Source organism: Phycisphaerales bacterium AB-hyl4, assembly GCA_041821185.1.
GTDB classification, from domain to species: Bacteria; Planctomycetota; Phycisphaerae; order Phycisphaerales; family Phycisphaeraceae; genus Natronomicrosphaera; species Natronomicrosphaera hydrolytica.
Genome location: JBGUBD010000003.1, coordinates 388550 through 402788 on the forward strand (window position 1 = coordinate 388550; position 14239 = coordinate 402788).

The 14239-nt window shown below is 60.7% G+C and carries 12 protein-coding genes; 7 read left to right on the forward strand and 5 right to left on the reverse strand.

Features of this window, described 5'->3' with window-relative positions; translation table 11 throughout:
- Positions 1-47: 47 nt before the first annotated feature.
- The gene (locus ACERK3_06245; protein ID MFA9477895.1) at positions 48-899 is read right to left on the reverse strand and encodes an arylamine N-acetyltransferase; all 852 of its coding nucleotides are present in this window, start codon (positions 897-899) and stop codon (positions 48-50) included.
- 104 nt (positions 900-1003) lie between these two features.
- Positions 1004-1642: an NADPH-dependent FMN reductase gene (locus ACERK3_06250; GenBank protein MFA9477896.1), complete on the reverse strand. Its 639-nt coding sequence runs from the start codon at positions 1640-1642 to the stop codon at positions 1004-1006.
- A gap of 100 nt (positions 1643-1742) precedes the next feature.
- Between ACERK3_06250 and ACERK3_06255 the strand changes: the two genes are divergently transcribed.
- Entirely contained in the window at positions 1743-2450 is a 708-nt protein-coding gene (locus tag ACERK3_06255; protein ID MFA9477897.1) for a helix-turn-helix transcriptional regulator, read from the forward strand.
- A 123-nt stretch (positions 2451-2573) separates the two neighbouring features.
- Here the strand turns inward: ACERK3_06255 and ACERK3_06260 are convergent, their stop codons facing one another.
- A complete protein-coding gene (locus ACERK3_06260) occupies positions 2574-3389 on the reverse strand; it encodes a YgcG family protein (GenBank protein ID MFA9477898.1) in 816 nt (271 codons plus the stop codon).
- Between the two features lie 357 nt (positions 3390-3746).
- On the opposite strand from ACERK3_06260, the gene ACERK3_06265 reads away from it, so the two are divergent.
- From ACERK3_06265 to ACERK3_06275, 3 genes are all read left to right on the forward strand, one after another.
- Entirely contained in the window at positions 3747-4898 is a 1152-nt protein-coding gene (locus ACERK3_06265; GenBank protein MFA9477899.1) for an acyl-CoA dehydrogenase family protein, read from the forward strand.
- 155 nt (positions 4899-5053) lie between these two features.
- Positions 5054-8194 carry a PAS domain S-box protein gene (locus tag ACERK3_06270; GenBank protein ID MFA9477900.1) on the forward strand — a complete coding sequence of 1047 codons (3141 nt, stop codon included), beginning with the start codon at positions 5054-5056 and terminating at the stop codon, positions 8192-8194.
- Complete coding sequence (locus ACERK3_06275) at positions 8191-8604, forward strand: response regulator transcription factor (GenBank protein ID MFA9477901.1); 414 nt, start codon at positions 8191-8193, stop codon at positions 8602-8604. Before ACERK3_06270 ends, ACERK3_06275 begins: the two co-directional genes overlap by 4 nt.
- Positions 8605-8622: 18 nt before the next feature.
- Here the strand turns inward: ACERK3_06275 and ACERK3_06280 are convergent, their stop codons facing one another.
- Both ACERK3_06280 and ligD read right to left on the reverse strand, forming a co-directional pair.
- On the reverse strand, positions 8623-9489 hold the full coding sequence (locus ACERK3_06280; protein ID MFA9477902.1) for a Ku protein: 867 nt from the start codon (positions 9487-9489) through the stop codon (positions 8623-8625).
- Between the two features lie 23 nt (positions 9490-9512).
- Positions 9513-12113 (reverse strand): DNA ligase D, encoded by a 2601-nt coding sequence (ligD, locus tag ACERK3_06285; GenBank protein ID MFA9477903.1) that lies wholly within the window; start codon positions 12111-12113, stop codon positions 9513-9515.
- Positions 12114-12443: 330 nt separating this feature from the next.
- Here ligD and ACERK3_06290 point away from each other — a divergent pair, with 330 nt between their 5' ends.
- The 3 genes from ACERK3_06290 (at position 12444) to ACERK3_06300 (ending at position 14234) form a co-directional block, all read left to right on the forward strand.
- The gene (locus ACERK3_06290; protein ID MFA9477904.1) at positions 12444-13034 is read left to right on the forward strand and encodes an exopolysaccharide biosynthesis protein; all 591 of its coding nucleotides are present in this window, start codon (positions 12444-12446) and stop codon (positions 13032-13034) included.
- Positions 13035-13295: 261 nt separating this feature from the next.
- Positions 13296-13475 (forward strand): DUF1328 domain-containing protein, encoded by a 180-nt coding sequence (locus ACERK3_06295; GenBank protein MFA9477905.1) that lies wholly within the window; start codon positions 13296-13298, stop codon positions 13473-13475.
- 249 nt (positions 13476-13724) lie between these two features.
- A complete protein-coding gene (locus ACERK3_06300; protein ID MFA9477906.1) occupies positions 13725-14234 on the forward strand; it encodes a ferritin-like domain-containing protein in 510 nt (169 codons plus the stop codon).
- Positions 14235-14239 lie beyond the last annotated feature (5 nt).

A 14239-nucleotide genomic window follows, 5' to 3' on the forward strand; every position in this document is an offset into this window, starting at 1 on the left:
CAGGCATAGCCCGCAGCGTCTCGTTACGCTCAAGTAATCGCCACAACTCATCCGGACTGTATTCCCTCAGACTTTTGATCAGTCGCCAACTGTTTCATTTCAAGTTGCTTGCGAAGCGCATCCAGTTCCACGTCGGACAGTGTCATTCCGAAGTACTCCGCCAGGCACACGTTCAAGCCCTCAGGGCGAATGCTCCAAGTCTTCTTGTGATCCGCATCGGTGAATTCGGTCAATTGCATGTCGCGCAACAGCATTCGCCGCTGCGGGCTCACATTTGCGACGAGCAGCCGACTCACAAACGGCGAACCTGGATGGGTGGCTGTGTAATAGTTGGACATTTCGTAGTCGGCCGGGTGCTGCGTCTCCAAGGCGAACCGATAGAGCTCACGCCAGCCTTCCGCTTCATGCAGGTGAAGTCGCCACACCCCATTCGCTTCGACCTCGAGCCTGTAACGCCACCCGTGCTGTTGCGAAACCGCTCCGTCGCGCCACGGGAGTGGATCGAGAGGGCGCAGCACGCCAAGCCCGGCATCGGCAAGCCACACCTGCTCATCATCCGATTCGGGGAGGGTCACGCGTAACAGCATGTGCGTCCGCGGTGCGATTTCATCCGAGGACTTGTACACGCGTGCAAGCAGTCGTTCGACTTGAAAGCCGACCCGTTCGAGCGCCGCCGCCAACAGCAGATTGTGTTCGTAGCAGTAGCCGCCACGACGGCGTTGCACGAGTTTTCCGAAAATGTCATTCAGATGTAATGAGGGCGTGCGTCCCACCAGGACGTCAATATTCTCGAAAGGGATCGACATCACATGCGCCCGGTGCATGGCGACCAGCAGTTCACGCGTAGGCTCGATCGACGCTTCGAGGCCGATCCGTTCCATGTAGGCGTTGAGATCCAACGGCTCGTTCTCCTGTATCGTGTACTTGAGTCGCTGTGACGTTATCGCTGCCGCTTCACGAACGATTGCCTGATGCGACCGCCACCGCCTGCCCATGCACTTTACTACGACTGCATTGCGGGGGGCTGGTCGCTCACGTACGCCGTTTCATGATCGCTCTCTTGAAGGCGTTCGCCGACATGCAGCGAGGCATATCGAACCACCTGCTGCCCCACCGATTTGAGTCGCTGCTCCATCGCAGGATCGAGCGGCCTGCCCGATTCATCAAACGCTTGATAAGCCTGCGGCACCGCCCCCTGCTGAGGGACCACCCAGGCGTGCAACGCACGGGCCACGTGCCGAAGGTCAGCCAGTGCCTGCGTCGCCCCCATCGCGCCGCCGGATACACCCACGAGGCCGATCATTTTGTTCTCCAGCTCATCGAAACCCATCAGGTCCAGTGTATTTTTGAGCACGCCGCTAAAGCTGCCGTGGTATTCGGGCGTGCCAAGGATGATGCCATCAGCCTGACTGACGTCACGGCGTAGCCGACGCAGACCTTCTGGCTGTTGGCCTTCCTCTGCCTCTCCGTCGGCGAATGCGAGTTGGTACTGCCTCAGATCGATCAACTGGGTTCGCGCGCCGGCTTCCGCAGCTCCCTGCAAAGCGACCTCCAAGGCCATGCGGGTGTGGCTGCCACGTCGGAGACTGCCGACGATGGCAACGACCGTGACTTGCCTGCCTACTGTTTTGCTTGATGCCATGATGGCCGCTGCCTTTCTTAACATCCGAAAGTAAAACCTATCGAATGTAAGTGTCTCGGCGCCCATTGACTTTGTCAAGAAAAATATTTACTTTGTAATCATGGCTGCAAACCGAGACAATTCTGCGAAAACCCGCACCCGCCAGGCGCTTGTACGCTTGCTCAAGCAAGAAGGGGCATTGGATGTGGCGACCCTTTCCGAACGGCTGGAGCTGACCGCGATGGCTGTACGGCTGCACCTGAAGGACTTGCACGAGCAGGGGTTGGTGCGTTTCACTGAAGAGCCTCGCCCGATGGGGCGTCCTGCCCAGGTCTGGACGTTGACGGAAGCCGCGAACGACTTGTTCCCGGCCGGCTACGCGGAACTGACCCTGAATCTGGTCGATTCCATGCAGCGTGCGTTCGGCAACCAGGGGTTGGACAGAATTCTCGATGTGCGAAAGCAACAACAGAAGCAGGCATATCTGGCGCAGATGAAGAACAAGAACACCCTGCCCGCTCGGTTACGAGCGCTTGCTGCCATTCGCACACGCGAAGGATACATGGCCGAGGTTCAACGTCGGGACGATGGCGACTATGAGTTGATCGAAAAACATTGCCCGATCTGTGCGGTGGCGAAGAACTGCACCAGCCTGTGCCGTAACGAACTGGAACTGTTCGATGAGGTTCTTGGCAGCGATGTGCAGGTCACAAGAACTGAGCATATTGTTCAAGGTGGCCGACGATGCGTGTACCGCATCACCCGCGAACACCCTCGCGAGTCAGCAACTGATCACAAGCGTCTTTCGGCCGGGAAAGGCAAACGGTGACGACTGTGCTGCCTGGGCTTGTCGCGGTGGTGTGCGTTGGATATCGCCACACAACACTGCCTGCTTCGCTGCAAGATTGCTGGTCACCTGCACCGGACGGTAGTTGGACCGTAGCGCGACGCCCTACCATCGGCCCGTCGCCCCGCCGCCGCCGGAACTTCCGCCGCCAAAGCCACCCCCGCCGAAGCCGCCACCTCGGCCGCGGCCGCTGTTTCGTGCCGCATTGCGCAGCAGCATGAACAGGATGCCGCCGAGGGCGATCCACATCACCGCCGCCCAGCCGTGTCGGCCCGAGCGGTGCAGCGAAACGGCGGTAAACACGAACAGGCCGATCACACCGATCACGACCAAGCCGTGCCACCACTGGGCCTGAGCCTGGAGTGTGGCAAGTTGTGACACGCCTTCACCGCGGGCCATGCGGTCCAACGCCTCGACACCGGCGAGGATGCCGCCGGGGTAGTCATCACGTTGGAAGTATGGCACGATCTGCTGGTCCATGATCTGTTGCGCCTCTTGGTCGAACTGTCGGCCGAACCCGCCGCCGAGTTCGATGCGGGCTGAGCGGTCGCCGTGCGAGACGAGCAGCAGGATGCCCTTATTCCACGGCTGGCCGTCGATCTCTTCGTGGCCGATGCCCCACTGGTCGTAGAGCAGGTGGGCGAAGCCGCCGATGCGAAGGTTGCCGCCGCCGTGGTCGGCCTTGCGGTTGATGGTGACGACGAACAGCGGAATGGCCGTCTCGGTCAACAGCGTGTCAGCGACCTGCTGGATGCGTTGCACGTCATCCGCCGAGAGCAGGTCGGCATGATCGACCACGAACTCGCGCTCGCTCGGCCGATCCAGTTGCAGCCCCACCTGCTGGCCCCATGCGAAGCCTGGCAGCAGGCACGACAGAAAAAAGACCATCACGAGCCCGGCATGGAATGGTGTGTCGCGCATGGCCACAGCATACCCCCGATCCGTTGCAGGCCAAGCCCAGCAGGATTTGCCATACACGTTCACTGAGAATCAACCGCCACAGGCCGCAGATCTGCGGCCCACCCAAGCCAGGCCACGCCGTTGCGCTCATAGCGGTCCGTAGCCAGTACGTCCAGATATTGCCTGGCGTCGTACAACCATAGTGAGGGCCGAGCCTTCGAGCCACGCACGGGGCGGCGATCCGCTACGGGCGTAAAGGAGACAACCTCACTATGTTGTGCAGCTATAATGCTTTGCGTATCCTTTTTCGCAAGACACGGAGACGGATAACCTACCTACTATCCTCGGGCAGGTCTGATTAAAATGAATCAGTTGAGCGTGGCACAAATCGATATTCTCGAGCAGACGCAATCTATCGTTCGGGATGTGGTGGAGCCGGACGCGTCTCGGGTCGATCAGGAGGCTGCTTGGCCGGAACCGGGACTGCGAGCGATTCAGGCTGCGGGGCTGGGTGGGCTGGTGGCCCCGGTCTCGGCGGGTGGGCTTGGCTACGGGATGCTCGGCCTTCTCCAGGTTTGCGAAATCCTCGGGCGAGCCTGCCCCTCCACCGGGCTGTGTTTCGGGATGCACTGCGTCGGCACAGCGGCCATCACCGCCAAGCACACCGACCAGCAGCACAGCCAGCTCCTTGAGCCCATCTGCCGTGGTGAGCATCTGACCACCCTGGCGCTGAGCGAACCAGGCACGGGCTCACACCTCTGGCTTGCCGAAACCCAGATTGAGCATCATGAACAGGGCTACCGTGTTCACGGCCGCAAGGCGTTTGTCACCGGTGCCGGGCACTGCGACTCCTACGTCCTGTCGGCGGTCGCGGCTGAAGCAGATGCCCCGCCGGGCATGTTCTCGTGCGTGGTTGTTCCTTCTGACGCGGACGGCGTCGTCTGGGGCCAGCCTTGGGACGGGCTGGGGATGCGCGGCAACGCCTCGACCACCATGGACCTGAACGATGTATCGCTGCCTGCTGAGAATCTGCTCGGCGAGGAAGGTGAGCAGCTCTGGTACGTCTTTAACGTCATTGCTCCCTACTTCCTGATGGCGATGACGGGCACATACCTGGGCATCGCCTCGGCGGCCCTGGAGGAGGCTCGCCAGCACATGCGCAAACGCCAGTACAGCCACAGTGGGCGAACCGTAGCCGACCAGCCCGTGCTCCAGCACCGGCTGGGGCAGCTATGGGGTGAAGTCGAGCGGACCCGTCGGCTGGCCTACCATGCCGCCGCCGCCGGTGATGCCGGCGAAGAGCAGGCGCTGCCGGCAATGCTGTCGGCCAAAGCGGAAGTCGGCCAAAGCGCCGTGCATGTGGCGAACGAGGCCATGACTCTCTGCGGGGGCACCGCCTACCGCGAACACAGCCGCCTGGGTCAGTTGCTTCGCGACGCCCGGGCCGCGCATGTGATGGCTCCCACCACGGATCTGCTCTGGACCTGGGTCGGACGGAGCCTGCTCGACCTGCCACTGCTGAGCGATTAATTCTGCGACCGGGTCGTACGATCGCAGGTAAGTTCTATGATATTCAACTGCGGCTCGCCTTCGGCGTAACGTCGTAGCCAGATGCCCTGCTTCCCGATTGCTCGTATATGTCCAGAATCGTCTTGCTACAGGTTCCCCTGAACATTGAGCAGCACGTGCAGCAACAAACGGCCCTGCACGTGTCAACGCTGGAGGATCCGCACACACTGCGGGATCTGGTCGAATCGGACCCGGCGCAGATCGCGACGGTGGTGGTAGGCGCCCCGGTTGAGAATCCGCTTCAGTGGACCCAGCGGCTGCACCGGCTCGACCGGAGCCTGTCGGTGGTGATTCTGGCGGAAAGCTCGACCATCAATGCCCTGCAAAAAGCGCTGCAGTTCACGCCTTTCCTGGGTGAAGATGTCCGCTGTGTGAACGGCGAGCAGCCGGGCACGGTCGCCGAGCTGGTGGTCGAGGCGGCCGAGCGACGTCAACGGCGCCAGCGATTCGCCCAGACCGCCGCCGTGATGAATCAGAGCCTCAGCAAGGCGATCGCGCCTCCGCAGATCGCCAACCACTTCAGTCGCCTGCTGGACCAGGCCCCGATCGGCGTCGTGACGGTGGATCACCAAGGGGGCATTTACGGCTGGAACCGCCATGCCCAGCAGTTGCTCGGTGCGTCGGAACGTCATTCGCTCGGCCAACCGCTGGCGCGGCTGTTTGCCTCCCCCGAGCGCGAGCAGGTTCAGCAGTACCTCGAGGAAGCGGTCCGCGCTTCCGCGTTGATCACCGGACGTACATTCGATCGCTCGCTGATCAAGGGCCTACCCCAGTTTCTGGAACTCTCGGCCATGGCGGTGGAGGTCGCACCGGGGCGGGCCGGGGCGATCGTGCTGCTCCAGGATGTGACCGCCCGCGAGCAGGCCCTGCGGCAGCGCGACCACCACGAGGAGGCGCTCCGCCAGCAGCGACGCTGGTTCGAGGCCACCGTGATGAGCATCGGCGACGCAATCATCGCCACCGATGAACATGGCCACATCACCTTGATGAACAACGTCGCGGAACAACTCACCGGATGGTCGCTAAAAGAAGCGGTCGGCCTCGACAGCAGGCAGGTGTTCCGCATCGTCAACGAGACGCACCGAAAAGAAGTTGAAAGCCCGGTGACGCGCGTGCTCCGCGAAGGGCGAGTCGTCGGGCTGGCGAACCACACCATCCTGCTGAGCAAAGACGGGCGAGAGGTCCCCATTGACGACAGCGGTGCGCCGATCCGCGATAGCCACGGTCATCTTGTCGGGACCGTGCTGGTGTTTCGCGACATCAGCCGACAGCGCCAAGCCCAGCGGGCGCTGAAAGAAAGTGAGCAGCGCTACCGCCAGTTGTTCGAATCGATTGACGAAGCGTTTTGCGTCCTCGAATTGCTTTTTGATGACCAGCATAAGCCGATCGATTATCGCTTTGTGGAAGCCAATCCCGCCTTTGAGAAACACACGGGGATTATCAACGGCGTGGGCAAAACGGCGCGCGAGATCATCCCGAATCTGGAAGAGCATTGGATCGAGATTTACGGCCGCGTCGCTGTCACCGGGCAAGCGACCCGTTTTACGCAGGGGTCGGAAGCGATGGGCCGGTGGTTCAATGTGTATGCCTTTCGTGTTGGCGATCCACAGGAACGAAAGGTCGCGCTGCTTTTCACCGACATTACGCAGCAGAAGCGAGCCGAGCAAGAGGGTGAGCGACTGTTTCGCGAGGTTCAGCTCGAGCAGGAGCGACTGGCGGAGATCTTTCAGTACGCGCCCTCGTTCATGTGCATTGTGCATGGACCGGACCATGTCTTCGAACGGGCCAACGAGTGGTACCAGCAACTCGTTGGCAAGCGCGAACTGATCGGGCGGGCGGTGCGGGACGTCTTTCCCGACCTCGCGGGACAGGGCTTTTTCGAGCTTCTCGATCACGTTTATAAGACAGGGGAAACCTACGTTGGGCAGGATATGCGTGTCGTTCTGCAACGCGAATCTGGCGAGATAGAGCAGCGATGGCTGGATTTCGTATATCAGCCATTACGTGACGCGGACGGCACGATCACGGGCATATTCACGCAGGGCGTGGACCTGACCGAGCGTAAGAAAGCGGAAGACGCGCTGCGCGAAAGTGAACGCCAGCAGCGTGCGCGGGCCGAGGAGTTCAAGGCGCTGATGGACGCCGTGCCGGCCGTGGTGTTCGTGGCCCATGATCCGGAGGGGAAGCGGATCACCGGCAGCCGCTATGCCCATGAGTTTCTGCGCCTGCCACCCGATGCGAACCTCTCCAAGACGGCGGACGCGCCGCAGCGGCCGGCACACTTCCGGGTATGCAAAGGTGGCGTCGAGTTGCCGGGCGAGCAACTGCCTGTGCAACGCGCCGCGCGTGGCGAGCCGGTGTCGGAAGACGAAATCGAGGTCCATTTTGATGATGGCACGGTTCGCCATCTTCTGGGCAACGCCACGCCGCTGTACGATGAGCATGGCCAGGTTCGCGGCGCGCTGGCGGCCATGGTTGACATTACCCAGCGTAAGCAGGCTGAGCAGCAATTACAGCGGCTTAATCAGACCCTTGAGCAGCGTGTCGCCGAACGGACCGCGGAAGTCGAGCGGCGCGTGTCGCAGTTGCGCGCCATGGCCGCGGAATTAAGCCGGGTCGAACAGCGCGAACGACGTCGGTTGGCGGAAATACTCCACGACAATCTTCAGCAACTGCTGGCAGCGGGCCGGATGCAACTCAGCATGCTCGTCGGCCGGATTGAAGAGCCGAAGCTGCGCGATTCACTTCGCCATGTTGAAGATCTATTGGCGCAGTCCATTGAAACATCGCGTAGCCTGACCGCCGAATTAAGCCCGCGGATCCTCTACGAGGGAACACTGGCCGATGCCATCAAGTGGCTGGCACGCTGGATGAGGGACAATTATGAACTGCATGTCGAACTGAAAATAAATGAGTCGATCAGCCCTGCAGATGAGCAATTACGGGTTATGGTATTCCAGTCCGTGCGGGAACTGTTGTTTAACGCGGCCAAGCACAGCGGCGTTCATCAGGCGGAGGTTTACCTGGATCGTGCCGACGAGAAGTATCTTCAGATCCGGGTGGCCGATCGCGGCCGAGGCTTCGACCAGGATGTCGTCTTCGAATCGCATCATGACGATAGCGGCTTCGGCCTTTTCAACGTCCGCGAACGCGTGGAACTGCTGGATGGAAAAATGACCGTGGACAGCCAGCCCGAGAAAGGGACTACAATCACACTACTGCTGCCATTGCAACCAACGGAAGTCGAAACACCATGACCGCTGCACGCTTCGCTGTCGATTCATCGTACCTGTCCGGCCGTACCGCGATTATACGCGTGCTGCTCGCAGACGATCACAAGATTATGCGCCAAGGATTGATGAGCCTGCTTGAAGACGAACCGGACATCAAGGTGGTCGCCGAAGCCAACGACGGGCAAGAGGCGGTCGAACAAGCCCTGCAGCACACGCCCGACGTGGTGATCATGGACATCAGCATGCCACGTTTGAACGGCATTGAAGCAACCAGGCAAATCGTATCGAAGCTGCCCCATATCAGTGTGATCGGGTTGTCGATGCATGAGGATGCGGAAATGGCGGAAGCGATCCGTAGAGCCGGCGCGAAGTATTACCTGAGCAAAGGCGGCCCGGCCGACCAGCTTGTCGCGACCATCCGCCGTGCCATGTGACCCGCTGCGTGATTCAGGTCATGCAGATTTGCGTGAACGTGTGCTGGCCTTTTTGGACTTCTTGTTCGATTTTTTACTGGGCTTCTTGCTGGTCTTCTTTTTGCCGCTCTTTTCTTTCACCGACTGCTTCAGCGCTTCCATGAGATCAAAGGTCGGCGGGATTTCTTCATCCGCATCTTCCGCGACTTCTTTGACGCCTTCACCTTCCGCCTTGCTTTCAATCAACTCGCGAACCTGTTGCTGGTAATCGTCCTGGTACTGCGCGGGGTCAAACTCGCCGGTCATGGTGTCGATCAACTGCTGGGCCGCTTCGACTTCCTTCTTCGTCGGCTTGATGTCGCGCGGCAGGTCGTCGGCAATTTCGTCCATTCCCTGCACCTCGTCAGCATAGTGCATCGTGTGCATGATCAACGCTTCGTCGGCCACCTGAATCGCCACAAGGTACTGCTTCTGACGCATCACCATCTGCGCAATCGCGAGCGAGCCCGCCTTCGACATCGCATCCACCAGCAGCTTGTACGCCTTTCCCCCACCCTCGGCCGGCGTCAAGTAATAACTGCGATTGAAGTAGATCGGATCAATCGTTTCGAGGTTGACGAAATCCGAAATGTCGATCGTACGGCCGCCTTCAGGCTTGAGTTGATCGAGTTCCTCGTCCTTGAGTATGACGTACTGCGAAGGGGCCACCTCGTAACCGCGGGCCGTGTCCTTGAAGTCATACTCTTCGCCGGTGTCCGGACAGTAGAGCTTGCGCCGGAGTCGACACGATCCATCCTTGCTTAGCATGTGCAGATGAATGCTGTGGTCACGGACAGCGGTGAGCACTTTGACCGGGATGTTCACCATCCCGAAGCTGATGGAACCGGACCAGATGGAACGAGGCATGCAAAACTCCTTGATAAACGGCGTCAGTCGGCAGCAATGTCCAGCATGTTCAGCACCTTGCGGCTGACCGTCTGTTGCAGGTCGTCCAGCTCGGCCCAGGGATCATGCTTGAGTTGCGCCAGCCGCCGCGGCAGGTTGGCCAGCGTGTAGTGATCCGGCGCGTCGAGCGTGGCCAGTTCGTCCCATCGCAGCGGCGTGACCACCGGCGCCCCGTGGCGGGCTCGCGTGGAATAGGGGGCCGCGGCCGTCGCGCCTCGGCTGTTGCGGAGGTAGTCGATAAAGACACGGCCCTTGCGTTTCGCTTTCGTCATTACAGCCACGTACCGTTTCGGATGTGCCGAAGCAATCGCCGTCGCGATCGCATGGGTCAACTGCTTGACGCTGCTCCAGTCGAGCGTGCGGCGGATGGGTGCGATCACATGCAGCCCCTTGCCTCCGGTGGCTTGGACGAAGCTTTGCAGACCGATCTGTTCAAGTGAATCGCGCACCAGCATGGCGGCGTCGATCACCTGCTCCCACGTGACCTCGGGCCCGGGGTCGAGATCGAAGATCAGACGATCCGGCCGATCGAGCCGATCGCGTCGGCTAGACCAGGGGTGGATCTCAAGCACGCCGATCTGCACCAATGCGATCACGCCGGCCAGATTGCTCACCGCAAGATATTGCTCGCTCTTCTCACCCGCTTCGGCCACGTCAATGCTTTGAATCTCGGCGGGCAACCCTTCGCTGATGTGCTTCTGATAAAAGCAATGCGCGCCACGCCCGCGCGGACACCGAACCACCGACAATGGCCGATCCGCAATGTACGCCAGCAAGCGATCGGCGACACGCTCGTAGTGGGCGGCGAGGTCGGCCTTGGTCGCGCCCTGCTCGGGGTAGAGCACACGGTCCGCGTTGCTCAACGAAACCCCGGCCACTTCCACCGGCTGTGGGCCCCTGCCCGGCGATGTCACCGACCGGTTGTTCCCCGCCGCTTTATCATTCTGACCAGCCATCGCGGTCACCTCCGGCTCGGGCTTTTCCACCTCACGCACGACGGCATCGGCCGGCTTGTCGTCACGCAACCCTTGAAACGCGGCATGGCGAAGCATCCCATCGTCGGTCCAGCCGGCGAACGCAACTTCGGCCACAAGCTGCGGCGTCACCCAACGAGCTTCACGCCTCTCGCGCGTGGGCGCGTCCGCTACGGCGGGGCTCTTTCGGGCGAGACCATCGAGTCGCTCGCGAATCGACTTCAGCGACTGTGCGTTGAACCCCGTGCCCACTCGGCCGCAGTACTGCAACAGGTGATCGGCGTCGTGGTACGCCAGTAAAAGCGACCCGAAACCACGACGCGAGCCGCTCGGCTTTGTCCAGCCGACGACGACAAACTCCTGCCGCTTGCTGCATTTGGTCTTTGTCCATGTACGCGATCGGCCGGAGGTGTAGGGCGCATCCGCTCGCTTACTGATAATGCCTTCGAGTTCCGCATGACAGGCATGCTTGAAAAATACGCGACCGCTGCCAGGCTGATGATCTACGTAACGGATGGTCGGATCGTCCAACCCAACCCCCTCATCGATAAGTTCGCGCAGCCGCTGCTTACGCTCGATCTGCGGACACGCCCGCAAGTCGTAACCGTCCAGATAAAGCAAGTCGAAGGCCACGAACGTGACGTGCGAGCGATGGCGCAGCGCATTTTGCAACTGCTGAAAGCTGGTCCGGCCACTGGGCTCAAACGCCACCAGTTCCCCGTCGAATATCGCGTTGCGCGCAGGCAGATGCGCCAACGCTTGGCCAATCGCGCGAAACCGATCGGTCCAGTCCTTGCCATTGCGCGTCAGCAGGCGCATCTGCCCGGCGGCAAGGTAGATCAGCGCTCGGTAGCCATCGAACTTGATTTCATGGATCCACTGTTCGCCGACTGGCGCGGTGTCAACAAGCGTTGCAAGTTGGGGGGGAATGCTCTCTGGCATCTTCGCACGCACGGCTTGCTTCGGCGGGTCTTGCTCGATCGCGGTCACACCGGCGGTCTCTGCAACTTCGCCCGATGCGATCTGTTCAAGCGATCGGCCGGTCTTGACGCTCAAGGGCTCGGCTTCGGTGATGTCCGGTTCGTCATCCGCCCGGATGTGCTCGTCGCGGTCCTTGACCAGAAGCCAGTTCCTGCCACCATCGCTGCGCGGCCCCGCCATTTTGACCAACGTAAATCTGCCGCGCAGCTTTTCACCACGCAGCCGGAACTTCAGTCGGCCGCGCTGATACATTTCGGCCAGGTCATCCGCACCAATCGGTTCATAGCCACCGCGGTCCCAGACCAGCACCGTGCCGCCGCCGTATTGACCTTCGGGAATCGTGCCCTCAAAGTCGGCGTAATCGAGCGGATGATCTTCAACGTGCACCGCCAAGGCCTTCCGCCCCGGGTGCATCGGCGGGCCCTTTGGCACGGCCCAACTCAACAGCACGCCGTCGTGCTCCAGCCGCAGGTCATAATGCAGGCGTGACGCGTCGTGATGTTGAACGACCCACCGTCGTCCGTCGGGGCCCCATGACAGGTCGGCCCGCGCGTGTTGTTCCGGCGCCACGCCCGGTTCAGAGGTGATGGATGCTCTGCGCTTGCTGCGGTAGGTCGACAGTCTGGTCATGGCGAAATACCAATGCCCCGCAAACCACGACGCCGACGTACTTGAGTCCCGCAGACGCGAACACATCCGATGTCGGTTCCACCGCGGTCGTCGGTGGCATTCATCGGCCGATGAAACCGTGGCGTTGGTCGTGGCCGTAGAAAATTACGTAGGTGACGCACGAGGTGGTTTTGCTGGCAGCGCAGAAAGCCGCCGTCGCCTCGCAATCGTCGTCCACGTTGAGTGGGCAGCGATCGCTTTCTCAGGGTCCGCTCAGCCTCGCGGGATCGGGGCTTGCGGCAGAACGCTGATTTGTGACACTGAACCCGCCTTGCCCGACGAGGACTCGGGATGAGCAACCACAGCGATGCCGAAAGCCTTGAGCAACTGCTCGCGCAGCTAGCTGATGCGGACGATGATGAACAGACCATCAGCGTCGAGCAGGTGCTCGATGCGGTGGGGCGACGCTCCTTTGGCCCGGTACTGCTGGTTCCGGGGCTGATCGCGTTGTCGCCGGTGAGCGGGATTCCCGGGGCGCCCACGGTGGTGGGCATTATGGTGCTGCTGATCACGGGGCAGTTTCTGCTGGGTCGCTCGGAGTTCTGGTTACCACAGTTTTTGCTCCGCCGATCCGTTACTCAGTCGCGTTATGAAAAGGCATTGAAGGTGCTTCGGCCGGTAGCGAGATTTGTCGACCGACTGGTCAAACCGCGTCTGCGTTGGCTCGCGGAGGGGGCGGCAGTGTACGTCATCGCCCTGGTCTGCCTGCTGCTTGCACTCACCGCCCCGCTGCTGGAGGCGGTCCCCTTCGCGATCACCGGCGTGGGGGCGGCCATCACCGCCTTCGGGCTGTCGATGCTGGCCAACGATGGGCTCCTTGCGCTGCTGGCCGCCGGGTTTTGCGTGGCGACCGCGTTTGTTACGAGCACCGTTTTGTTCTGATAGTCAGGACCTTGAAACACGGTTGTTGCCGGTCGGCCTTATGGTGCTAATTCCTATTTGATCTGATTTCGAAAAGCGCATGAAACGGCGCATCCTGCCCGCTCGTAATCTTCATTGAACACGCGAACGGTGGTGTCGCGAACGGCCGACCACGGCAAACCACCACCCACCAATGTGATGTATGAAGGCACAATGTATATGGGCAGTATTTTCTGTTTGCTGCCCAACATGAGATAGAAAACAGAGGAAGGAATTTGAGTCATGCTTTATTGGGCACTGGTATTTTTCATCGTCGCGATAATCGCAGCGGTCTTCGGCTTCGGAGGGTTCGCCGGAGCGGCGGCGACGATCGCGCAGGTGTTATTCGCGATCTTTGTCATCCTCTTGATTGTGTCGCTGATTGCCGGCCTGGTGCAGCGTGGTGGCACACGAGGGGTCTGATCACCCAAGCAAGTCTGGGATGACCGAGTGCAAGCCGACGCAGCAATTGCCTGGCGTTCCGCAAGCTACCGAAGCTCACAGACGGAGCGAGACAGCTTGCTACTCGGCTACACGGGGGGTGTGTGCTTCTGACGAAGCAAGGCGGTCCTCCAACATTTAAACAATTGAACGCACGCTGAGGAGGCGCACAAGGCGGTGGATATGTTTACGCCATCGCCGAACGACAACCGCTTAGATGGAGATTGAATCATGGGTTTATTGAGTGAAACGTTCAATACGCTGGACGACCTGATGCTGCATGAGTTGAAGGATGTGTACGACGCGGAAACACGGCTGGTTTCGGCGTTGGATAATATGGCCGAAGCGGCCTCCAACCCGGTGCTGAAGCAGAGTTTTCAGGAGCACCAGCGCCAGACTGAAGGCCACATCAGTCGGCTCGAACAGGTGTTCCGAATGGTCGACCAAGAGCCGGAACGCGAAACCTGCCACGCCATCAAGGGTCTTATTGCCGAGGGCGACGACATGATCTCCGCCGACGGTGACGCGAAGGTGCGCGACGCCGCACTCATCGCCGCCGCTCAACGGGTCGAGCACTATGAGATCGCGGCCTACGGAACGATGCGAACGCTCGCCCAGCAGCTTGGCCGTAGGGATATCGCCGACGTCCTGCAACAAACCCTGGATGAAGAACGAACGACTGACGAGAAGCTGACAAGCCTGGCCGAGGGCGAGATCAACCCCCAGGCCAATGTGGCCTGACTCGC